This window comes from Bacillus sp. Y3 (assembly GCF_008123875.1).
GTDB lineage: Bacteria > Bacillota > Bacilli > Bacillales > Bacillaceae > Bacillus > Bacillus altitudinis.
In genome coordinates this window covers 849,544-871,516 of record NZ_VSSC01000001.1, presented here as the reverse complement: position 1 = coordinate 871,516, position 21,973 = coordinate 849,544, and the positions used below count along the sequence as shown (strand labels likewise).

Genomic DNA, 21,973 nt, shown 5'->3' with positions numbered 1-21,973 from the left:
AAGGATGAATACGAATGTTTATTAAGTATGATGAATATGATCTATTAGAACTTTTCCAAAGTGAGCCGGTGAGTATAACAGGCAATATAGATGATGGAGAATTAATTTATACTTACAAAGATGACCAAAATTTCAAGGTGATTTTAACTTTAGATGTATATAAGCAAACGAGTAGTCTAAGTATTACATTTAATGATTCTATAGTATTTACAGGTGATTTTAATAATGTAACAAGTATAAAAAAAGATGAAAAAGCTATGGTAATGAACGTGGACGAAGAAGAGAGGTTAAAAGTTAAATTTTATAAACAAGTTGGAGTGGAGTTACTTTAAAATAGCCTTATTGTATTAGAAAGAAATATAAAACAATTATGATATTCTCTCAGATAAATCAGTAGGTGAAGTAGTTGTTACTTCTAAATATAATGTTATTGTTATCATACCTTGACTGGCTATATGCCTTTCAAGGTTTTTGTGTTTATTGGCCTTCATACCGAGAAAAAACGATAAAATGGGGATTTTTTTCCTGAGTGGATCATCGTATGATAGAGACAAGCAAAACGAACGCATTGAGCACTATTGAGAAGCACACTTCTGAATATCTAAAAATCAAAAAAGATCAAGAAGAAGCCCGCAAGATCGCAAAGGAACAAGAAGCGCTAGCCAACCGTCCGTGGTATGAAAAAGCTCTTGATTACGGAGGAAATATCGTCAATGAACTGACAGGCGTGAACGATGCAAAACGTGCCGCAACAGGCGTCGATCCGATCACAGGTGAAGAACTCACCGCAGGCCAGCGAGTCGCCGCAGGCGGCATGGCAGCAGCAGGCTACATCCCGATCGTCGGCTGGGCGGGCCGTATTTTCAAAGGCGGAAAAGCCGTTTATAAAACGACTCAAGCCACCTCAGCCGCAGTAAGAGCGGTAGACATTTACAAGACATCACAGAAGTCTTTTGACGCCCTGAAAACATCTCAAAAAGGATTAATGGACTCAACGCCACAAACGGATTCAGCGAAGCGATTACGGGTCGAGATATGTTTGGAAATAAAGTCTCGAAAGAACAGCAGGAAGCGAGTATGAATGCGGCTTTGGGGATGCTTTTGCCATTTGGGGCGAAAGGGTTTCATGGGAAGATGGGTGTAAAGAGTTCAGGTATACCTAATATTTCAAAAAGGCATGATGAAATTGCTCATAAAAGTTATTATGGTAGAAAAGATTTTAGAATAAAGATAAATAGCGCAGTGTATTCTCATCATGATAATAAGCATTTAAAGGCTAGAACTGCTGAAGAAGCGAAACGTTTTAGTGAAACCGGAAGACGAAATGCTCAATACCTACCTGAAATAAATAATAAAGTGATAGAAAAAGAAGCTCTTCAAAGAGGGCATATCATTGATAATGGCAATAATAATTTTTACTTCATTTATGATACTGGTAAAGTTGTTGGTTATGATAATGGAAAATCTACTAGTTGGATTAGAGGAGAACTAACGAGTGGTAATGTGTATCACGGTCATCCAATAGCTGGTGATAGATTAACTAAGTATTTAAACAAATTAGGAATAAAATAACTATAAAATTAACAAAGAGGTCGGATAAAGAATGAGAAAGCATGTGAAACTTGATATTCCGGAAGTAAACATTCATCCCTTGAGGATAACTGAAGGTTGGAATGTCCGTTATAATCATTTTTGGGAAATTGACCCTAGAAAATTAGAAACAGAAGATGAAAGATGGTTTATGTTCACTGAAAGTTTGTTACAGCTTTATCATGAGAAATCATCAATAACATTGGACTTAGGTTGGTATCCCGATTTATCTTCAGATGGCAACTATCTTGTTCTAATAGTTAAAAATACAGATTGGGACAATCCTATTCAGGAGTTTAGCTCTAATGACTATAGCAAAGTGATAGATTTTATAGAATTTCATTTAAAAGAAATTACATCTAACTGGTGGAAATAAAACTGTATGTATTTCTACGAGGTTAATAAGGCTAGTGCTTCTCTGTTTTGCCGTTTCTAAGAGCAGTACATGCTTGATGGTGGTGGTCTTATAATGAATAAAAACCAAACAATGCTTAAAAAGAAAAATATGTGGAACCATAATTGGAGCATTAAAAATGTATATAGAACTGGATAAACTTTTATCCGCTGATACAACGGTAGATTCTTGGTACGATGAAGGGTATATACTAGTAAGTGAGATACTCTCGTATTTTAGCCTAAACGATTGGGGAGAACTATCAAAACAGGTACTCAATAAACCGATAGAGTGGCAGCGAAAAATTGCGTACTGTCTCGATAATGAGTGCAATGAATATGAGTTTCATATTTTATTGGATTTGCTGAATACTAATGATGTTGAATTATTTGAGATTTGTATTGATACATTAAGAAGTTATCCTATTGAAGAGGGTACAAAAATAGTACTTTGATTGGTTTTATACTGATCAAGATTATTTAATTTACACTTTTATTCGGATTTTAAACAACATAAGATTCGTTATTACGTACATTTAATTATACAAAGTCCCCATTTATATTGATTTCCTAGATTTATATCCGGAAATTTTGAAAAAAAGCATAGTTATCTAGAAATCAGTTCATTCCACCGTGTAGCCTGGTGGAATTTTCAAAGGGGAGATGTCTAGAGAGCAATGTTTACGCATTGTGGAGGTGCTCCTATGAATAATAAAGGAAAAACTAAAATCGAAACCTTAAAAAGAAAAAGCAGAAGAAAGCACTTAATAAACGAATTAAGCTATATGACACTTCCAGAACCCCCTTTTTTGGAGGTCGAAGAGAATCAATTTTTTTGTCAGAAGGTATTTATTTTCCTGCAATCGAGAGAACATAAAAGTCAAATACATGGAGACAACGATCTAGAGCATATTGAAAAGTCTACACAAATGTTAAATGAAATGGTCGGGAGGATAAAAGAGACTCCTAAACAAGGGAGATTGCTTTTTTTCCGAGATCATGAAATTGAAGCGCTTTTAGTGAATGTGGATGAAGTGTTTCATCATTTAAATCAACTTCTTGAGCAAACCAAGTTTTTAAGTGGATACGGAGATTTCATTTTAATAGCAGAGGATTTTCATTTTGGATTATGCATAGAGCGTACAGAATATTTTTATGAGTTTAGTATTTGGGGCTGTGAGATTAAAAGTGGGATGTAGAGACGAAGAGATAAGGTTTTCTTGATAGTCAGGGTTTCTCAATGGTGTCAGGTTGACATCGTTTTTAGTTTGTTTTATTCTTTCTCACTCTATCAGTCATCTGAAAAGGTACATTTGGTTGATAAAAACAGACTCTTTGATCTATATTTATTCATTTTTTATTTGATTTTTAAGAAAAATGTTGCTTTTGTTTAAAAAATTACTTACTATAGTGATATTAACATGTTAAAAGCGGTTTCATGAAACGATGAAAATTTAAAAATAGAATAATGCGTACATTCAATAAGGCGTGTTACTGTTCGGCAGGCAAGACCTAGATTGGATGGGATATCTGTATTTGTATATTCCCACCCAATCCAGGTCTTTTTTTGTTGCCTGAGCTCCTATAATTAAAAATGAAAGCGGTGACTTTGATGAACCATAAAGACTTAGCTCAAGACATTCTAAAGCATATTGGTGGAAGTGAAAATGTTCAAAATGCGATCCACTGTATGACGAGATTAAGGCTGACTTTAAAAGACTCTTCACGTGCAAACTCTGAAGAAATTAGTCGTCTTGATGGCGTTATTCAAGTAGCTGATACAGCAGGTCAGTATCAAATTATTATTGGAAATGATGTAGGTTATGTCTATAAAGAATTTGCAAAGCTTATTGATCACAACCCAGAAGCAAGCGGGCAAATTGTCCAGAATAAAGATCATAGCTTCAAAGGATACTTCAATCGTTTTGCCAATTTAATCACTGGCATTTTTGCACCGATTATCCCTGCAATTGCCGGTGCTGGTATGCTGAAGGCTTTGTTGATTTTGTTGCCGATGCTGAATTTGATGAAAGAAGATAGCCAGACCTATTTGGTGTTGAAAATCATTTCAGATGCGGCGTTCTTCTTCTTGCCGATTTTGTTAGCCTATACAAGCTCGCAAAAATTTGGCACAAACCCTATGGTATCCATGGCTTTGGCTGGGGTTTTATTACATCCTAACTTAACAGCTTTGTTTAGCAGTGGCGATCCAGTTGCTTTTGCTGGAATACCATTGAAAGCTGTATCTTATGGCGCATCGGTTATTCCAATTATATTGATTGTTTGGCTTATGTCCTATGTTGAAAGGCTTGCGGATAAATTATCACCGGGACCCGTCAAAATATTTATGGTTCCTTTAATCACAATGATCATTGTCGCGCCGATTGGTTTACTGTTTCTAGGGCCGCTCGGTATGTATCTAGGCGCAGGATTAGCAGCGGGAGTGCTATGGATACAACAAACTGCGGGATGGGCGGCTGTTGCAATTTTAGCTGTTTTCTTACCTTTTATCGTGATGTTTGGCATGCAGAAGGTGTTCTATCCAGTTGTTATCGCTTCCCTTGCTTCGCCTGGATATGATGCGCTCATTGGAGTAGCCATGTTAGCGGCGAATTTTGCACAAGGTGGAGGTGCTTTGGCAGTTTCATTTAAAACAAAAGATCCTAAGTTAAAACAAATTGCGATGTCCGGAGGCATTTCTGCTTTATTTGGCATCACAGAACCTGCATTATATGGTGTCCATTTAAAGCTTAAGAAAACATTACTCGCATGTATGATTGGAGCAGGGGTTTCAGGTATATTTGTTGGATTAATTAAACTGAAAGCGTTTGTCATGGTTTCACCTGGAATTGCCACTATGCCGATTTTCATTGAAAAAGGGACTTCAAACTTTACGTTTGCCATTATTGGTGCAGTCATTTCAGCGGTAGTCGCATTTATTGCTGTTTACGTCATTGGCTTTAAAGATGCAGAAAATGAAGTCGTCCAGAAGAGCAATGAGCCTATCTCTACAACAGAAAACACAAGAAATCGTGAGGTCATTTATGCACCGATCAAAGGAGCTGTCATCCCATTAGCGAAAGTAAATGATAAAGTATTTTCTGAAGAAGTGATGGGTAAGGGGGCAGCGATCCAACCTAGCGATGGAAAAGTAGTAGCTCCATTTGATGGGCAAGTAGAAATGATTTTCCATACAAATCATGCGATTGGTCTAAAGTCAGACTTAGGTGTTGAAGTTCTTATTCATATTGGGATTGATACCGTTAACTTAAATGGACAATATTTTACTTCACATGTTCAAAAAGGTGATACAGTAAAGCAAGGCCAGCTTTTAATTGAATTTGATGATCAGAGTATACAAAAGGCTGGTTATGACACAACAACACCAGTGATCATTACAAATTCGGCTGATTATTTAGAAATTTTAACCCAAGAGGGAAAAACCAATCCTTCTGGTCATCAGCAGCCACTTTTAACTGTCTTATAAATAGATTTTGAATGTAACCAGGAAGGTGATATGGTATGGAAATTATAAAAGTGCTGAATACCAGTGTGGTTCTCGCTAAACGAGATGATGGAAAGGAAATCATCGTAATGGGGAAGGCGATCGGGTTTAAAAATAAGCCTGGCAGTCTTATTCAAGAGGAAGATATACAAAAGATTTATGTGCTAGAAGATCAAGGCACGTCAAATGATTTAGCTGAGCTCATGAGAGAGACTCCAGAGGAATTTTTAATCATAACGGATGAGATTATTTCCTATGCGAAGCATCGATTATCCACACACTTAAATGAGCATCTTTATATTTCTCTAACTGATCACCTTTTTATGGCTACAAAGCGCTTTAAGGAACATCTCACGATACAAAATCGCCTGCTTTGGGAAGTGAAGAAATTTTACCCTGAGGAATTTAGCATTGGTATGCACGCACTCGATCTAATAAAAAAACAACTAGGTATTCAATTACCTGAAGAAGAAGCAGCGAATATTGCTTTTCATCTAGTAAATGCGCAGCAAACCGAAGACAATTTGAATCAAATCGTGATGATGACCAATATGGTCAAAGATATTCTAAACATCATTAAAATGCATTATAAGATCGATATTCCAACAGATACAATTAATTACTCTAGGTTTTTAACACATTTACAGTTCTTTGTTCAGCGGTTGCTGGAGAACAAAATGCTTGAAACAGATGACCATGATTTAATCGATCAAATCATGAGGAAATACCCTGAAGAAGTGAAATGTGTGGAGAAAATCGAGAAATATATTAAAACAAATGTGGATTACACCATATCGAATGACGAAAAAATGTATTTAATTATACATGTCAATCGAGTGGTTTTAAGAAATAATGGATCGTCTTAAGGGAGGAAGAGAGATGTCTAATCAAGTTAGAAAGTTTCCAGAAGGTTTTTTATGGGGTGGCGCTATTGCGGCTAACCAAGCAGAAGGTGCATGGAATGTAGACGGAAAAGGGCTATCGACTGCTGATGTGGCGATTTTTAAAAAAGGCCTCAGCAAGTCTGACTATAAAAAGCACAATAAAGTGGATGAAGAACAAATTCAACAAGCGATGCGTGCAGATACCGCTGAAGGTTATCCGAAACGAAGAGGTGTCGATTTTTATCATCGTTATCCAGAAGACATGGCGCTCTTCAAAGAGATGGGATTAAAGACGTTGCGTGTCTCGATTGCCTGGACACGTATTTTTCCAAATGGAGATGAAGAAGAGCCGAATGAAGCGGGATTATTGTTTTACGACCGCTTATTCGATGAAATGAAGAAACATGATATTGAACCACTCGTTACGCTATCTCATTATGAAATGCCGCTATACTTAGTCAATCAATATGGTGGATGGTCTCACCGCATTGTTGTTGATTTCTTCGTGAAATTTAGTCGAGTGGTATTTGATCGATACAAACATAAAGTCAAGTATTGGCTGACTTTCAATGAAATTGATAGCATTGTTCGCCATCCGTTTACAAGTGGAGGAATCGTGTCAGAGCGTTTTGATAATGTAGAGCAGGCTGTTTATCAAGCGCTACATCATCAATTTGTTGCAAGTGCTCTGGCAGTGAAGTATTGCCATGAAATGATCCCGGGGTCAAAAATTGGCTGTATGCTGACGAAATTAACAACGTATCCTTATTCTTGTAATCCAAAAGATGTTTTAAAGGCATCGAAGAACAATCAATTTAATATGTTCTTCACAGATGTACAGGTGCGCGGGGAGTATCCACGTTTTATCCATCGACTGTTCAAAGAAAAAAACATTCACATTGAGAAACAGCTAGGAGATGACGAGTTATTAAAGGTTCATACCGTCGATTTCATTTCTTTTAGTTATTACAATTCACTTGTTGCTACTGAAAACAGTGAAGGGATGGAAACGGTCAGCGGAAATACGATAGGTGGCGTAAAGAATCCTTATTTAGAAGTGAGTGAGTGGGGATGGCAGATCGATCCTATTGGTATTCGTATTTCTTTAAATGATCTATACGACCGCTATCAATTACCGCTATTTATTGTTGAAAACGGATTAGGAGCAAACGATCAGGTGGAGCAGGATGGAACGATCAATGATGATTATCGTATTAGTTATCATGAACAGCATTTCCAGCAGATGTTAGAAGCGATTGAGGATGGAGTCGAATTGATGGGGTACACGAGCTGGGGGATTCTTGATTTAATCAGCTATTCATCGTCAGAAATGGAAAAACGTTATGGGTTTATCCATGTTGATCAAGATAACGATGGAAATGGAACATTAAATCGCACACCTAAGAAAAGTTTTTACTGGTACCAGAATGTGATTCGTCAAAATGGACTGGAAATGAAGGAATAGATGTGTCAGAAATCTTTTAAGGAGTGGTATACCCACTCCTATTTTTTATTGATGAATGTTTCAGCTCGTAAAAGAAAAGATATGCATATGGATATGCATTTCCCTCAAATTTAAGCAATTCACTATCATTACCTTTCACATTCATATAAAATAAGAGCTAGTGAAAATTTGAAGAGATGCTTGATAAATGAAGGGCATGTAAGCTGCATGAAATGATGAGATGTTTCAAGTACGTGAAGGTTGCAAAGCTGTTTCTCCTCACGCATGAATCTTGTAAGCGTAACCATTATTTGTCACTTCATTGCAATGTGTTGAGGGGTGTGTCAGCATGAGGAATCCGTATTTGAGAACGGCTTCTAGTCTTTATATCAATTATTTTTTATTAGGTATGGTCAATATTATTTTGGCTTCTAATATGCCATTTTTGATCAAACAATTAGATACAAATAGTGCGGGGATAAGTTATATGATATCTGCACTCGGTATTGGCAGGGTGCTCACGTATGGTTTATCGGGCGTACTGTCAGATCGTTTTGGACGAAAGCCGGTCATTTTGGTTTCGGGGGTGCTGATGGCGGTGTTCCTCATTGGAATTCCATTGTCTCCGAATTATCAAATTGCGTTTGCGTTTGCGATTTTGGCAGGGGTGGCGAATTCGGCGATGGATGCAGGGACGTATCCGGCTTTAATGGAAGCTTTTCCTCAAAACTCGGGATCTGCAAATGTGATGGTGAAGGCGTTTATTTCGATTGGGGCGACCATTCTGCCGCTCGCTATTTTCTTTTTAGCAGAGCATGATCTGTTTTATGGATTTGCGTTTTTTGTACCTGCTTTTATCTATTTAGTGAATGTGATCATGCTGTGGACATTGCCATTTCCGAATCATCGCAAGGTGGAGCAAGTTCAGGTGACGGAGCATGATGGACTTCCACGTTTCTCATCAGAGCCTACGTTTTGGAGAGAAGGGGTCGCACTGATTGTGATCAGTTTTACATCAAATGGTCTGTACGCATTGCCGCAAATTTGGCTGCCTACGTACGGTGAGGAAATATTGGGAATGGCTTCTGGCAGTGCTGTGAAGCTGCTTAGTTACTATAGCATGGGCGGTTTGCTGTCTGTCTTATTGCTCGCATTTCTTTTGCGCCGCATTGTTCGTCCGGTCACCGTGCTGCTACTCTATCCGATTATTACATTAGCCTCTATCTGTGTGCTATTGGTCGTGAAGTCTCCAGTCATCGGGACCGTCAATGCATTTGTATTGGGCTTTTCAACAGCGGGTGTCTTTCAGCTGACGTTAACCGTAATGGCTGAGTTCTTCTGGAAAAACAAAGGGACGATGACAGGAATTATCTCAACAGCAGGCGGAGTGTCCGCCATTGTGATTCCGGTCGTCACTGGTTTGATCGAAACCCACTCGACGATTTTGCAAATCTTTATATTTGATGCGGGTGTGGCTGTTGTGGCGATCCTTGGTGCGGTGTATATCCTTTATCGATATCGCCGTGTGATGATACACGAATAAAAAAGACGACTTCCAAAGCGGAGGTCGTCTTTTTTCTGTGTTTCGTTTAGAAACGGTCATTTTCAAATAGAATTTGTTTCACTTGTTCAACAGGCATATCCTCGCCAGTAAACAGTTTGTACGCAAGGGCACCTTGCCATAGCATCATGCCAAGACCGTTAATCGTTTTGGCACCAGCTTCTTGTGCTTGAGCAAGAAGTTTTGTTTTTTGCGGGTTGTAGACAACATCTGTCACGATTAAGTCTTTGCGTAATACATCAAGGGTATCGTCAATAATGCTAAGCTCATCTAATGGTTTCATGCCAAGGCTTGTCCCGTTTGCTAAGATCGCACTTTCAGCTACTTCACGACGGAAAGCGTCTTTGTCTTCAAGTGGGAAGATATTCGCTTTGACACCGAATGATTTCATTTCGTTGTTGATGTAATTTACATTTTCCTCTGCTTGAACAAAGTATTGATCATTACGAGCAAAAATACTAATTTCACGAATACCTGATTGTGCAAGCTGAATGGCAATCGGAGTTGCAGCGCCGCCAGATCCAACGAGTGTAACCTTTTGTCCAGCTAATTCAACGCCATGTTCAATTAAGTTTCTTACGTAACCAAGACCATCTGTGTTGTAGCCAACCAGCTTGCCATCTTTGTTTACAACTGTGTTGCTTGCTCGAGTATGTCTTGCAGAATCATCTAGTTCATCTAAGTAATCAAGTACTTTCATTTTGTTCGGCATGGATACGTTAAATCCAGCTGCACCCATTGCTTTCATCCCGTTTACTGCTGCTTCTAGTTCATCATTTCCTACCTCAAAAGCAAGGTAAGCATAGTTGATTCCTGTTAGTGTATAGCCAAGGTTGTGCATCCGTGGTGACAGGCTGTGCCCGATTGGTGTTGCAAGAAGACCGACTAATTTTGTTTTTCCATCAATATTACGTTCGTGTATGTTTGTCATGATTGACATCTCCTTTAATTATCTAAACAATTTTTTCATGCGTCGTAAAACAAAGACTGCTAACAATACGCTGATGACCGCAATGATCATATCGAAGAATAAAGTCATTTTAATATCGTACGTGCTAACGAGTCCGCTTGTAATCAGCGGAACAAGGATAAATGCTGAACTTGCCGCAATGTTGACATATGATGAAGCCGTTGCTTTGTTTGTAGGGAATAATTTCATCATGATACTCATCGCCAACTGGAAAATGCCGGCTGTAAATAATCCTAAGAAAAAGGTACTAACAATGACAATGCCGTATGTTTCGATTTGAAATAGTGAAAGCATGGCAAGGAATGCCCCAATTGGGTAAATAATGGCGACCATAATCGGTGAAATGAATTTATCTAATACGATTGAAAGCAATAGAACAGATACGAGTGCACCGATACTAAAATAAGAAAGAAGCTGTGTCGCTTGTCCTGAGCCAAGCCCAATCAATTTCAACCCGAGCTGTGGAAGCCAAGTTTGCCATACGACAAATAATGCAGTAGACGTGAATCCCATAAGTACAACAGCTAAACCTTCACCAAACATTTTCGGTTCTTCCTTCATTTGCTCTTGAACGGGAAGATCGTTTTGAGAAGCCGTTTGCTTATGATTTGGGAACGGCATAAAGATCAAGTAAATGCCTACAAGTAAATAAAGAAGTCCTAGCCCAAAGAATGCCCAGCCCCAGAAGATGTCATGTGCAATAAGGAATGCCAAGATAAATGGAAGAACAGTCGCACCAATTGATACAGACGCCTTCACTAATACAGAAGCTGAACTTGCTTTTTTAGGAAATGATTCTGTCAAAGCAGGATATGTTCCTGAATCAAGCAATGAGTTTGCAATCCCTGCGGAAATTGCGAAAATGAAAGCCAATGTATAATTGGTCGTTATTGGAATCCCCATTAAGAATAATAAGTAGAGAAAGTTACCTGTAATAATGACAGGTTTTCGCCCCCAGCTGTCTGCAAGCCGGCCAGAGAAAAAGAGAGCAATTAATTTACCGATCCCGATTGCTGATACAAGCAAGCTGATTTTTGGAATATCTACATGGTAGCGTTCAGATAAGCTTTCCATGTTTGATGCCACAATAATATTGATCATGCCTAGCATGAAATAGTTTAAGTACATGCCAAGTGATGATTTAATGTATGGATTTTTCATGTTCCCACTCCTATATTTGAAACCCTGTTCGGGCCAAATTCTTGTTACCCTTTGTTATTTCCTTAAACGTAAATAATAATAAGTCCATCACAACACCCCTTGTGTGATTGATGAAAAAATAATGAATATTCATCTGTTCTTCAAATAAGTACATCGTTCTACTAAATAATTAAAAATAATAACAGTTATCATAAGTTGATGGACTTCCTCGATTTGATCAGAATCAAAAGATCCATCTTTAACTGTAGTTGATATCATAAATAACGATATGTTCATAAAAGGTATAACGATATACTAAAAGAAGCAACGAGATAAATATACTCCTGTGTATAAAATGTGTCAAGTTTATGACTTTGTGATTTAAAAAAAGAAAAATGTAATAAAGAAATAGTTGACTTGCTCAATAAAAAAAGGAGAATCGCTTTGCAATTCTCCTTTCAGCGTGTAGACAAACCCTCGCATTCTTTGTCAGTCCTGCGCTCCGGTGCTCACGAATGTCAAATTCGCTCTGCAATTCTCCTTTTCATGATCATGTCGAGGTTTCTCGAATATGAAGTTGAGGCTTTAATATCAATCGCTGCAGTTCTTCATCCTGCTCGTTCATTTTATGATACAAAAGGTTGGCTGCTTTGACTCCAATGGATCGTGGAAATGATGAGACTGTGGTGAGCGGCGGGTGATACATCTCCGCTTCAGGGATGTTATCGAACCCAACTACATCAATGTCTTTACCAGGCTTGATGTCACGCGCTGCCAATTCTTGAATCACCCCAAACGCCACTAAATCACTGAAGCAAAAAATAGCAGTAGGTGGTTCGGGAAGGTCAATCACTTGGGCAAGGGCTTCTTTCCCGCCTTCTCGGGTAGGCACCATATCGATAATAAGAGATTCATCCATCGTTAGGTCTTCATCATCATGGGCTCTTTTGAACCCTTTCATCCGTTCAATCCAAGTTGAGGAGGATTTGACTCCGCCTAAGAAAGCGATGCGGCGATGCCCTTTTTGAAGAAGATGACGGACCGCCATCCAAGTGCCTTGTTCATAATCAACGCCGACATAATCACAATGGACATCTGCTAATTCACGATTTGCCAATACTTTTGGTGTGCGAATGTTGTTTAATTGTTTCACTGTTCGTGTCGAACTTTTCGATGCTGGATTTAAGATGATTCCACCCACTCGGTGCTCTACCATTGTGGAGATGAGACGCTCCTGCTTATCTACACTATCAAAGGTTGTCCCAAGTAAAACGGTATAGCCAAGTGACTCAAGGGTGGTTTGCACACCGATTAAAAATTCAGAAATAAAGGTGTTTGAAATATCCGTGACGATCACACCTACAATATTTGAACTTTTCGACCGCATGTTGGCAGCGACGCGATCGTACACGTATCCCAAATCCTCCATGGATTGCAGCACTTTTTTCCGGGTGGCTTCAGATATCCTAGGGTTGTTGCGAACAACGAGTGAGGCCGTTGAAGTCGATACACCGGCATGCCGAGCGACTTCTTGTAATGTCACACGCTGTTTGTTCATTTTTTTCATTTGTCTTCACCAACTTCATTGGATTGCCTAACTATGGTTCATCATCAAGATGGATGTCTCCACCAAACGAGCCGAACATTCTTTGTTTCATTATACCTTAATCAAGGGGTGTTGATGAAGTGATGTCATATCAGCTTCAGATAAGGAGGAAACAACATCTTAAAAGATTACCATTGACAGCTTTCTTTTAGAGGCGTAAAATATAAAATTATTCAGAAATAGCAACATTTAAAGTAAATATCGAAGGCTATGATTGCTGTGGGTCACACTATGGCAGGAGCAGCTTCTGGAGAGACCGCATGTATGTGCGGCGCCGAAGGGTTCACAATCTCAGGCAAAAGGACAGAAGAGTACGAAATATTGTATTTGTGATGCATGGATCATACTGTGTATTGCTTTTCTCTATTTTGCTATTCTTTTATGACCGTGAGATTGGAGCGCATCCAATCTCTTTTTTTATGGACTTTTTGATAGTTCATTATTTCAGTATAGGATCGTGTCGTAGGAGGGTGTTGAAATTGGCACAACAAGAGTTAAAGCGAGATTTATCAAACCGTCATGTTCAATTAATTGCCATTGGCGGAACGATTGGAACTGGGCTGTTTTTAGGGTCTGGAAAAGCCATTCAATTGGCAGGACCATCGATCATTTTTGCGTACTTAATTGTCGGAATGGCCATCTTTTTTGTCATGAGGGCACTTGGAGAATTGCTCTTATCTAAGGCGGGCTATCAGTCTTTAACGGATATAGCAGAGGATTATCTTGGACCGTGGGCTTCCTTTGTGACAGGATGGACGTATTGGTTTTGCTGGATTATGACAGCGATGGCGGATGTTATTGCGGTCGGGGTGTATGTGCAGTACTGGTTTGATATTCCGCAGTGGATTCCTGCTATTATTTGTTTATTGATTTTGCTAGGATTTAATTTATTAACGGTGAAGCTTTTTGGAGAAATGGAATTTTGGTTTGCACTGATTAAAGTGATTACGATATTACTGTTGATTGGCGTTGGAATTGTCCTGTTAATCATTGGTTTCCAAACAGATGCAGGGCCCGTGACGGTAACGAATCTGTGGTCACACGGAGGATTATTTCCAAATGGTGTGACAGGCTTCTTATTGTCATTCCAGATGGTGATTTTTGCGTATGTGGGCGTGGAACTTGTCGGTGTGTCAGCAGCAGAAACAGCGAATCCGCAAAAAAATATCCCGTCTGCGATTAATAAAATTCCATTAAGAATTCTCTTTTTCTATGTAGGTGCGATTTTTGTATTACTATGCATCAACCCATGGACAGAACTCAGTGCATCAGAAAGTCCTTTTGTGAAAACCTTTGGGCTCATTGGGATACCAGTAGCGGCGGGACTCATCAACTTTGTCGTCCTGACATCTGCGGCGTCTGCTTGTAATAGCGGTATGTTCTCAACGAGCCGAATTTTGTATAATCTCAGTCATCAAAAACAAGGACCGGCATCTTTTGGCCGACTAAATAAGCATGCTGTTCCAAGTAATGCCCTGTTTGTGTCGACGATTGTGGTGTCAGTAGGGGCTCTTTTAAGCAAGCTGATTCCTGAACAAGCCTTTGGTATTGTGACTACGATCAGTGCCATTTGTTTCATTTGGGTATGGAGTATTATTTTAATATGCCATCTGAAATATAAGAAGACACGTCCTGAACTGCATAAGGCGTCTACCTTTAAAGCGCCATTTACACCTTTTGTGAATATAGCGGTTCTTGTGCTCTTTGCTGCCATTCTTGTCATCATGCTTTTCGCTGATGCTACACGTCCAGCGCTGTTATTGACACCCGTATGGTTTGGGTTTCTATTTTTGATTTATGCACGAAAGAAACGCCGTTCAGCATAATGAACGGAAAAAGCACAGCCTTTTTAAATGGCTGTGCTTTTGCTTATTTAACGATTTCGAATCTTTAACATATAGTATGCATTAAGAATGATCAGTACAAGTCCAACGACGATGATGGAGAAGAGTTGAGAGTGATTGGCGCCAAGAGAATAGACAATCAAAATAAACATGGCACCGGTCAATAAAATATTCATCATTTGGAAAGTGTGAAAAAGTCCATCGAGCATCACATGCTTTTCGCCTTCATCAGAAATGGCGAGCAGTTTTTTGCCATAATCTTTATCGGTTGGACTAGGTAGTTGACGATTAGGATAGACGAGCTTTAGGACAGAGATCGATGCATAAGAAAGAATGACGGTGATCAAAAATAAGGCAGCATTTACGAGAATCAGCCAGAGTGGCTGCTCGGTTACGATGGAAATACCAATTGCAATGATCGATAAAATGGTACTCACCGTATTAGCTAACGTTACATCAGTAAAGGTTCGGTACTGTTTTACCTCTAGTTCATCTTCCTCATCACCAGATACTGAAAGAGAGACTCTTTTCTTCATGCGTGAAATGCCTGAAAAACAATAAATGATGAATAGAACTGTCAAGCCAGTGATGACAAGAGTTGCTTCAAATGCAGCTTGCAGAAGTGTCAGCTCAAATTCGGCTGCCAGCAAACAGTAAGCACCGAGAAAACCAAGGAGAGCACCTAAGAGCATTTTGTATACAGTTTTCATGTGAGTTCATCCTCCTCGAATAGAAAAATATGTTCAATGGGTTCTTGAAAAATACGTGAAAGCCTCATAGCAAGTAAGAGAGACGGCATTAATTCATCTCGTTCCATTAAGCTGATCGTCTGGCGGGAAACCTTTGCCCGTTTCGCAAGCTCCGTCTGGTTTAAACCATCACGTGCCCGCAACTCTTTTAGCCGATTTTTCATTCTGTCACCTCAACTCTGATCAAAATGTTATCTTGATTGTAAAGTATTATATTCATTTTGACAAGTATAGTTGTCAAAATGATAAAAATAATTGTCAGAAAGATCGTCTTTATTCAAAAGGGAATCAATGATACGCTAAAGAAAAGAGAAACAGAAAATAGGTGATGCCCATGTTCATTGATCAATTAAAAAGTGATTTACATCAATCACAGCCGCTATTTATCGGAGAAGAGACAGCGTTCAAAGCGGCAGTCCTTGTCCCTTTGGTGCAAGTAGACGGGGAATGGCATGTTTTATTTGAAGTGCGATCACTGACGATGAGAAAACAGCCTGGCGATATTAGCTTCCCAGGAGGCAAACTCGACGGCGGGGAAACCGCACAAGAAGCTGCACTGCGGGAAACATATGAAGAACTAGGAATTCCGCCCGAATCCATCAAGGTTTTAGGGCAGCTCAGCCCTTATATTGCCTCACCATCCTTTGTGGTATATCCATTTGTCGGGATTATTGATGAACAGCAGGTCAAACATTCCTTTAATCAAGAAGAAGTAGAGGAGACCTTTACTGTGCCTCTATCATGGCTCAGCCAATATGAGCCATACTTACACCATGTATCGGTGCAGCCAACACCAGGAGAGGACTTTCCTTATGAAAAAATCATGAATGGTGAAAAATACAGCTGGGGGAGTCGTTCGATTGAGGAGTGGTTTTATGATTACGATCGTTACACCATTTGGGGATTAACTGCCCGCATATTAAAACATTTTGTGATGGTTGCAAAAAGAAATTCCTAGAGAATCAGCTCTAGGAATTTGTTGTAGAAAGGCGTTCTTTTGCGGTTTCTTTTCCTTTCCCTTTTCCAATTAGGATGGGCGCTTTCGCTTGGCTCAATCCATATGAAGGCATGTTCACGTAGATAGATTCATATGAGCCGGCTTGAATTTGATACGTTTCATGATAAATTCCGACCGCGTCATTATGTCGTGCTCTTTGGTTGAATCCTTTCCAAGCAGTCAAATGCTTCTCCATCTTGGCGTAGGCAAGGAGGTCCTCTGTTGATTTCCAATATTGGATCATGGTGGTGGTGCGTAAACCGAAGTAATTTTCTGTCCCGAGAAAACCAAGTTCATCTTGATGTGTATAAAGTTCTTTGATCATCCCCGGCATCGCCTTAAATACTGGCAGCCATTGATGGACAGCCCAGCGTTTATTGATTCTCATTCCGATAATGAACACAACAATCGGCTCAGAATTGTCTGTTGTATACCTGCCAGCACGTATATTTTTTTTCATTTGTTCACCCTTCTTCCTTCATCGATTCACAGGTCTCCACGCACCAATCAATTCCAGCCTGCGCCACTTTCTTTCCGTAATCTAACGTATACAGCCAATACTTCGCATCAGCTTCATCTGGATACAGCTCTTGAATGTTTTGTTCAATCGCAACATATGTCTCATAACGGATACGGAGCTGCCTCTCATAATCCTGTAAAAGCACCAATTTTTTCTCAAACGAAAGATATTGACCAAAAAATAACTTTAATAACACCTCATTTCGTTCTGATGGTACTTGATCGAGCGGCTGCGCCAGCCATTGCCTCAACGTGTCCAGCCCTTTTTCAGTTAGATGATATTCTCGCTTGTCTGAGCGGCCAGTTGTAGAAGTGGGTGAAACCTTCGCAAGCCCTTCCTCGACTATTAACTTTAAAGCTGGATAAATTTGTCCATAACTAATTTTCCAAAAGTGATGCAAGCTCCTATCAATTAATTGCTTCACTTCATACCCAGACTTACAATCTGTCGTTAAAATCCCCAAAATCGCATACGTCGTATCATTGTATTTTTTCATTGATCAACACACCTATCTAAAAGATATATCATTTAGATATATAATAAACGATGTATAACTGCAGATACAAGAGGTATGAGAAAAAAATAAATGCTAGAAAGGAGGTGAAGAGATCACTGATTTGTTAATCAATGAGATGAATCCTTCATATAGAATGAACGATCATAGTTTGGAGGGGACATATGAGTAAATCGAAAATCTGGATCATGACTATTCTGGCGGTACTACTGATTGGTGGAGGCGGCTGGATAGCCTATCAAGCAATCGCAAAAAAGAGTGGTTTGAATCATCCCTACGCCTTTGCATATAAGACTCATGATCGTGTGAACTGGTTCAAGGTAACGGAGAGAAACGGAAAAGTAACAGGCCAGCTGAACGAAACCATTTTAGAGGAAAATCCGAAAAGGCATTATGATCCCAATCTATTTATCAACAAATATCAATTAACCGGAAAATCAATTGAAAACGGTTACGAATTTTATGTGAAGCAAGGGAAAGAAACGGTCACATATGAAGTTCACCTTGCCGAAAAAGATCTTTCTGTGAAAAAACAAGGTGAAAAGCACAGCATCACATACAAAGCAGTTGATCAAAAAAACCTACGTGCTGTTCAACAGGACATTCATACTCGATATGAGAAACTGATGGATGACACGGAAAATAGATTTCATGATTATGTACGAAACTTCATTAAGAAAGTAACAGGCGCTTATGGTTATCTGTATACAGCAGAGGATGGTTCATACCAACTATTTTTAAAAGTAAAACGAATGTATATGCAGTCTGAATGGGCAGGTTCTTTTCTAATGAGAAAGGTTCCAGGAGATGGTGGTGAACCATATAAAGAAACGAAACATACAGCCGGTGGAGTTTCAGATGGGATAATGTTTGATTTGAGTACTTATCCTGCAATTGAAAAGGGTTTTATTTTAGGGGAAACTGACCGAGACGCAACATACATTAAATTTCCTTTTAAAATGGCAGGCGGGATTATAGAATTTAAAGCGGTCACGAAAGAGGAATATCAAGAACAAACGGAAGCATTCAAAAAGAAGGCGAAAGAATGGCAAAAATAGATCGTGTTGGAACAGATGATTGTTGTGAATGGCATTTCAGGACGATCAGAATTTAGTTGAATAAATAGGGATAATGAAGATTTTTTAAATCATATATTAGTGGAGGTACCTATGAGTAAATTGAAAATGTGGGTCGTGTCTATCCTGGCAGTACTCGTCTTAGGTGGAGGCGGCTGGACAGCATATCAAGCAATCGCACAAAAGAATTCATTGAATCATGCCTATGCATTTGCGTATAAAACGAAGGATAAAATGAGCTGGTTTGAGATATCGGAGAATAAAGGCAAAGTAACGGGGCATTTGAATGAAAAGTATATAGAAGAAGTAAGGTGGGATCCGCAAATCTATAAAAAACAATTTGTCGTATCTGGCAGTTCAAAAGAAAATGGGTATGAATTCAAAGTCACACAAGGTAAAGAAACGATCGTATACGAAGTTCACTTTTCAGGAAAAGACCTTTCAGTAAAAAAACAAGGCGAAAAGAAAAGTATGATATATAAGGCAATCAATCAAAAAAAGCTAGATAAATATCATAAAGAGATTCAAAAACGATATGATTATCTATTCGATACCGCTGAAGATAGGTTTTATGATAGTATGAGAAACTTCAAGGAGAAAGTGGCAAAGGTATATGGCTTTCTCTATACGGCAAAGGACAAACAATTATTTTTACAGGTGAAAACCATGCATATTGAGATTGGATGGACCGGCTCCCTTCTAATCACAACTGTTCCTGAAGAAGATTGTAAGTCTTATAAAGAAATGAGATTAGAAGTCTCGGGTGAAACGGATGGAAGAACTTTTTTTATGGGCTATGAGCCTTCAATTGAAGATGGAATCATTATAGGTTCCACTGATCGAGATGTAAAATCAATCAAACTTCCATTTAAAATGACAGGCGGTACTGTAGAGTTAAAAGCAGTTACGAAACAGGAATACCAAAAACAAGCGAAAGCATTCAAAAAGCAGGCGGAAGAAAGAAAAAAATAGATGATAAGAAACCAGATGAGTGAACTTATCTGGTTTTTTATTAATAAAGAGTTCTTATTGATGATAAAAAATATTGGTGTATAAAAAAAGTGAGAAAGGTTGCTTCAACTAAATTAAAGAAAATTAATTTAGGTATATAGACCTTAATAATTTTTAGAAAAATAAATGTTGACGCTTTCATATAATCAATATATACTAAAAACAAATCCAATATAAATAAATTAGACATGTGACTGGTCATGCAGGCAGGATCTAAAAACGATGAATTTCTTTAATTTGTCGTTTTAGATCCTTTTTTTATTGCCAAAATATAGGTCCCGTGTATGAGAAAAGGAGGAGAAAAAATGGATTACACACAAGTCGCCAAAGACGTTTTACAGCATGTAGGTGGTAAAGAAAACATTGCGCACCTTGAGCACTGCTCAACAAGACTTCGCTTCACACTAATTGATCAGAAAAAAGCAGATGTGCCAGCATTAGAAAAAACACCAGGTGTCATAGCTGTCAGAATGTCAGGACAATGCCAAGTGGTCATTGGAAATGACGTGATTGAAGTGTATCAACAGGTAACAAATTTAATGGGAGGCAGCTCGTCTGGGCAAGGCGTGCCATCCAATCAGCCAAAAGAAAAAAGAAAAGTAGGCACAGTTCTATTAGATTTCATTGTGGGTGTCTTCCAGCCGCTTGTTCCGGCTATCGCAGGCGGAGGGATTTTAAAATCATTTCTTCTCCTTTTCTCTTTATTAGGCTGGGTTGATGCAAAAGGCCAAACCTATCAAATACTGAACATGGTGGGTGACGCACCACTATACTTCCTGCCATTACTAGTCGCTGTCACAACGGCAAATAAACTAAAGGTAAACCCACTGGTCGCATTATCAGCAGTCGGTGCACTCCTTCTTCCGAACATGACAGCCATGCTTACTGAAGGTGCGCAATTAATGTCATTCGACGTAAAAAATATAGCTTATGCGTATCAAGTGTTTCCAGCAATCCTTTCTGTATTGCTTTACGCTCAAATGGAAAAATTCTTCACACGATTTTCACCAAAACCAATTCGGATTTTCTTTGTCCCAATGATGTCATTAGTCATTACTGTACCCGTTACGTTACTGTTATTAGGACCACTTGGTTTTACAGCAGGACAAGGGTTTTCATCCGTTATTCTTGCGATGTTTAATACAGTAGGTTGGGTAGCTGTCGCAATTTTAGCAGCGGTACTCCCGTTTATGGTTGCATCAGGCATGCACAAAGCAATGGTCCCTTATGCAGTGACAACGATGGGGAACCTCGGGAAAGAAGCACTTTATTTACCAGCATCACTTGCGCATAATATTGCGGAAAGTGGAGCATGTTTCGCAGTGGCACTACGCACGAAAGACAAGGTACTCAGATCAACAGCCATTTCGGCAGGAATTTCAGCATTTTTTGGCATCACAGAGCCTGCTTTGTATGGTGTGACACTTCAAAATAAACGCGTACTTGGAAGTGTCATGATTGGTTCATTTGTTGGTGGGATATTCATTGGATTAGTTGGTATACAAGCATTTGTACTTGTTGGCCCTGGATTAGCCAGTATGTCGATGTTTATATCAGATGAGCTTCCACGAAATCTAATGTTTGCTGTCATTGGAGCTGTCATTTCCTTCGTTGTTGCTTTTATCGCTGCTTTTGTATTAGGTAAGGATAAAAAAGTAGAAGAAAAGTCAAATGATCAAGAAGCATTTGCTGAACAAATTGGAGCAGGGGAAACTTTCAAAAGCCCTGTGATTGGTCAAATGATCTCTCTAGCTGAAGTAAAAGATGATATTTTCTCTTCAAAGGTCATGGGAGACGGAATTGCCATTGTTCCTTCAGAAGGAGCGTTATATGCACCAGTAGATGGTGAGGTCACCTTGCTGTTCGAAACAAACCATGCACTTGGTATGAAAACGGACAAAGGGGTGGAAGTATTATTCCACATTGGCATTGATACTGTACAGTTGGAAGGACAGTATTTTTATCCAAAAGTGCAGGCAGGAGATCGTGTACAAGCAGGGGATTTACTCATTGAATTTGATGTAGGAAAAATCATGGAAGCAGGATACGATCCAGTTACGCTTGCTGTCATCACGAATACAGATCAATATGATATTAAGGTACAGCCATTACAAGAGGTCAATCGCCAAGATACATTGATGGTTATCACCCAATTAGGAGGCTAAACAT

The 21,973-nt window shown here is 39.1% G+C and carries 20 protein-coding genes, 1 pseudogene and 1 riboswitch; of the genes and pseudogenes, 14 read left to right on the top strand and 7 right to left on the bottom strand.

The features are described 5' to 3' along the window. Window positions 1-14: 14 nt before the first annotated feature. From FXF70_RS04420 to FXF70_RS04380, 9 genes and pseudogenes are all read left to right on the top strand, one after another. Window positions 15-332 (top strand): hypothetical protein, encoded by a 318-nt coding sequence (locus FXF70_RS04420; RefSeq protein WP_017359949.1) that lies wholly within the window; start codon window positions 15-17, stop codon window positions 330-332. 233 nt (window positions 333-565) lie between these two features. Further along, window positions 566-1,572 (top strand): annotated as a pseudogene (locus FXF70_RS04415) (pre-toxin TG domain-containing protein); the annotation flags it as partial. Window positions 1,573-1,603: 31 nt separating this feature from the next. Further along, window positions 1,604-1,966, top strand: a complete 363-nt coding sequence (locus tag FXF70_RS04410; RefSeq protein ID WP_046344848.1) for a hypothetical protein — start codon at window positions 1,604-1,606, stop codon at window positions 1,964-1,966. A 157-nt stretch (window positions 1,967-2,123) separates the two neighbouring features. Further along, on the top strand, window positions 2,124-2,438 hold the full coding sequence (locus tag FXF70_RS04405) for a hypothetical protein (protein ID WP_017359944.1): 315 nt from the start codon (window positions 2,124-2,126) through the stop codon (window positions 2,436-2,438). A gap of 249 nt (window positions 2,439-2,687) precedes the next feature. Beyond that, window positions 2,688-3,182 carry a YxiF family protein gene (locus tag FXF70_RS04400; protein WP_148779894.1) on the top strand — a complete coding sequence of 165 codons (495 nt, stop codon included), beginning with the start codon at window positions 2,688-2,690 and terminating at the stop codon, window positions 3,180-3,182. A 413-nt stretch (window positions 3,183-3,595) separates the two neighbouring features. Continuing rightward, on the top strand, window positions 3,596-5,470 hold the full coding sequence (locus FXF70_RS04395; RefSeq protein WP_148779893.1) for a beta-glucoside-specific PTS transporter subunit IIABC: 1,875 nt from the start codon (window positions 3,596-3,598) through the stop codon (window positions 5,468-5,470). Between the two features lie 35 nt (window positions 5,471-5,505). Next, window positions 5,506-6,354, top strand: coding sequence for a BglG family transcription antiterminator LicT (gene licT, locus FXF70_RS04390; RefSeq protein ID WP_048002019.1), 849 nt, complete (start codon window positions 5,506-5,508; stop codon window positions 6,352-6,354). Between the two features lie 13 nt (window positions 6,355-6,367). After that, window positions 6,368-7,837: a glycoside hydrolase family 1 protein gene (locus FXF70_RS04385; protein WP_148779892.1), complete on the top strand. Its 1,470-nt coding sequence runs from the start codon at window positions 6,368-6,370 to the stop codon at window positions 7,835-7,837. A gap of 328 nt (window positions 7,838-8,165) precedes the next feature. Then, window positions 8,166-9,359: an MFS transporter gene (locus FXF70_RS04380; protein ID WP_148779891.1), complete on the top strand. Its 1,194-nt coding sequence runs from the start codon at window positions 8,166-8,168 to the stop codon at window positions 9,357-9,359. Between the two features lie 46 nt (window positions 9,360-9,405). Here FXF70_RS04380 and FXF70_RS04375 read toward each other — a convergent pair whose 3' ends face one another. From FXF70_RS04375 to FXF70_RS04360, 3 genes are all read right to left on the bottom strand, one after another. Then, entirely contained in the window at window positions 9,406-10,308 is a 903-nt protein-coding gene (locus FXF70_RS04375) for a shikimate 5-dehydrogenase (protein ID WP_017368407.1), read from the bottom strand. An 18-nt stretch (window positions 10,309-10,326) separates the two neighbouring features. Continuing rightward, window positions 10,327-11,508 (bottom strand): MFS transporter, encoded by a 1,182-nt coding sequence (locus tag FXF70_RS04370; RefSeq protein WP_144610840.1) that lies wholly within the window; start codon window positions 11,506-11,508, stop codon window positions 10,327-10,329. Between the two features lie 529 nt (window positions 11,509-12,037). After that, complete coding sequence (locus FXF70_RS04360) at window positions 12,038-13,054, bottom strand: LacI family DNA-binding transcriptional regulator (protein ID WP_039164885.1); 1,017 nt, start codon at window positions 13,052-13,054, stop codon at window positions 12,038-12,040. A gap of 276 nt (window positions 13,055-13,330) precedes the next feature. Further along, a riboswitch (glycine riboswitch) is annotated at window positions 13,331-13,410 on the top strand. A gap of 162 nt (window positions 13,411-13,572) precedes the next feature. Here FXF70_RS04360 and FXF70_RS04355 point away from each other — a divergent pair. After that, complete coding sequence (locus FXF70_RS04355; protein ID WP_008347408.1) at window positions 13,573-14,919, top strand: amino acid permease; 1,347 nt, start codon at window positions 13,573-13,575, stop codon at window positions 14,917-14,919. A 47-nt stretch (window positions 14,920-14,966) separates the two neighbouring features. Here FXF70_RS04355 and FXF70_RS04350 read toward each other — a convergent pair whose 3' ends face one another. Both FXF70_RS04350 and FXF70_RS04345 read right to left on the bottom strand, forming a co-directional pair. Continuing rightward, window positions 14,967-15,647, bottom strand: a complete 681-nt coding sequence (locus FXF70_RS04350; RefSeq protein WP_148779889.1) for a DUF3169 family protein — start codon at window positions 15,645-15,647, stop codon at window positions 14,967-14,969. After that, a complete protein-coding gene (locus FXF70_RS04345; RefSeq protein ID WP_008347396.1) occupies window positions 15,644-15,850 on the bottom strand; it encodes a helix-turn-helix transcriptional regulator in 207 nt (68 codons plus the stop codon). The genes FXF70_RS04350 and FXF70_RS04345 overlap by 4 nt, the downstream gene beginning before the upstream one ends. A gap of 170 nt (window positions 15,851-16,020) precedes the next feature. On the opposite strand from FXF70_RS04345, the gene FXF70_RS04340 reads away from it, so the two are divergent. Further along, complete coding sequence (locus FXF70_RS04340) at window positions 16,021-16,644, top strand: NUDIX hydrolase (protein WP_138826757.1); 624 nt, start codon at window positions 16,021-16,023, stop codon at window positions 16,642-16,644. A 10-nt stretch (window positions 16,645-16,654) separates the two neighbouring features. Here the strand turns inward: FXF70_RS04340 and FXF70_RS04335 are convergent, their stop codons facing one another. Together FXF70_RS04335 and FXF70_RS04330 are read right to left on the bottom strand one after the other, a co-directional pair. Then, complete coding sequence (locus FXF70_RS04335; protein WP_148779888.1) at window positions 16,655-17,143, bottom strand: DUF4188 domain-containing protein; 489 nt, start codon at window positions 17,141-17,143, stop codon at window positions 16,655-16,657. 4 nt (window positions 17,144-17,147) lie between these two features. After that, a complete protein-coding gene (locus FXF70_RS04330) occupies window positions 17,148-17,699 on the bottom strand; it encodes a PadR family transcriptional regulator (RefSeq protein WP_065461415.1) in 552 nt (183 codons plus the stop codon). Window positions 17,700-17,881: 182 nt separating this feature from the next. Between FXF70_RS04330 and FXF70_RS04325 the strand changes: the two genes are divergently transcribed. The 3 genes from FXF70_RS04325 (at window position 17,882) to FXF70_RS04315 (ending at window position 21,969) form a co-directional block, all read left to right on the top strand. After that, complete coding sequence (locus FXF70_RS04325; protein WP_148779887.1) at window positions 17,882-18,775, top strand: hypothetical protein; 894 nt, start codon at window positions 17,882-17,884, stop codon at window positions 18,773-18,775. 111 nt (window positions 18,776-18,886) lie between these two features. Continuing rightward, window positions 18,887-19,765, top strand: a complete 879-nt coding sequence (locus FXF70_RS04320; RefSeq protein WP_116306550.1) for a hypothetical protein — start codon at window positions 18,887-18,889, stop codon at window positions 19,763-19,765. A 344-nt stretch (window positions 19,766-20,109) separates the two neighbouring features. Then, on the top strand, window positions 20,110-21,969 hold the full coding sequence (locus FXF70_RS04315; RefSeq protein WP_148779886.1) for a beta-glucoside-specific PTS transporter subunit IIABC: 1,860 nt from the start codon (window positions 20,110-20,112) through the stop codon (window positions 21,967-21,969). Window positions 21,970-21,973 lie beyond the last annotated feature (4 nt).

Excerpts from the sequence above, each read along its gene's own strand:
- FXF70_RS04375 (WP_017368407.1), bottom strand. The coding sequence starts at position 10,308 with ATGACAAACATACACGAACGTAATATTGATGGAAAAACAAAATTAGTC.
- licT (WP_048002019.1), top strand. The coding sequence starts at position 5,506 with ATGGAAATTATAAAAGTGCTGAATACCAGTGTGGTTCTCGCTAAACGA.
- FXF70_RS04335 (WP_148779888.1), bottom strand. The coding sequence starts at position 17,143 with ATGAAAAAAAATATACGTGCTGGCAGGTATACAACAGACAATTCTGAG.
- FXF70_RS04330 (WP_065461415.1), bottom strand. The coding sequence starts at position 17,699 with ATGAAAAAATACAATGATACGACGTATGCGATTTTGGGGATTTTAACG.
- FXF70_RS04420 (WP_017359949.1), top strand. The coding sequence starts at position 15 with ATGTTTATTAAGTATGATGAATATGATCTATTAGAACTTTTCCAAAGT.
- FXF70_RS04405 (WP_017359944.1), top strand. The coding sequence starts at position 2,124 with ATGTATATAGAACTGGATAAACTTTTATCCGCTGATACAACGGTAGAT.
- FXF70_RS04350 (WP_148779889.1), bottom strand. The coding sequence starts at position 15,647 with ATGAAAACTGTATACAAAATGCTCTTAGGTGCTCTCCTTGGTTTTCTC.
- FXF70_RS04410 (WP_046344848.1), top strand. The coding sequence starts at position 1,604 with ATGAGAAAGCATGTGAAACTTGATATTCCGGAAGTAAACATTCATCCC.
- FXF70_RS04345 (WP_008347396.1), bottom strand. The coding sequence starts at position 15,850 with ATGAAAAATCGGCTAAAAGAGTTGCGGGCACGTGATGGTTTAAACCAG.
- FXF70_RS04370 (WP_144610840.1), bottom strand. The coding sequence starts at position 11,508 with ATGAAAAATCCATACATTAAATCATCACTTGGCATGTACTTAAACTAT.
- FXF70_RS04395 (WP_148779893.1), top strand. The coding sequence starts at position 3,596 with ATGAACCATAAAGACTTAGCTCAAGACATTCTAAAGCATATTGGTGGA.
- FXF70_RS04360 (WP_039164885.1), bottom strand. The coding sequence starts at position 13,054 with ATGAAAAAAATGAACAAACAGCGTGTGACATTACAAGAAGTCGCTCGG.
- FXF70_RS04325 (WP_148779887.1), top strand. The coding sequence starts at position 17,882 with ATGAGTAAATCGAAAATCTGGATCATGACTATTCTGGCGGTACTACTG.
- FXF70_RS04320 (WP_116306550.1), top strand. The coding sequence starts at position 18,887 with ATGAGTAAATTGAAAATGTGGGTCGTGTCTATCCTGGCAGTACTCGTC.
- FXF70_RS04400 (WP_148779894.1), top strand. The coding sequence starts at position 2,688 with ATGAATAATAAAGGAAAAACTAAAATCGAAACCTTAAAAAGAAAAAGC.
- FXF70_RS04315 (WP_148779886.1), top strand. The coding sequence starts at position 20,110 with ATGGATTACACACAAGTCGCCAAAGACGTTTTACAGCATGTAGGTGGT.
- FXF70_RS04340 (WP_138826757.1), top strand. The coding sequence starts at position 16,021 with ATGTTCATTGATCAATTAAAAAGTGATTTACATCAATCACAGCCGCTA.
- FXF70_RS04385 (WP_148779892.1), top strand. The coding sequence starts at position 6,368 with ATGTCTAATCAAGTTAGAAAGTTTCCAGAAGGTTTTTTATGGGGTGGC.
- FXF70_RS04380 (WP_148779891.1), top strand. The coding sequence starts at position 8,166 with ATGAGGAATCCGTATTTGAGAACGGCTTCTAGTCTTTATATCAATTAT.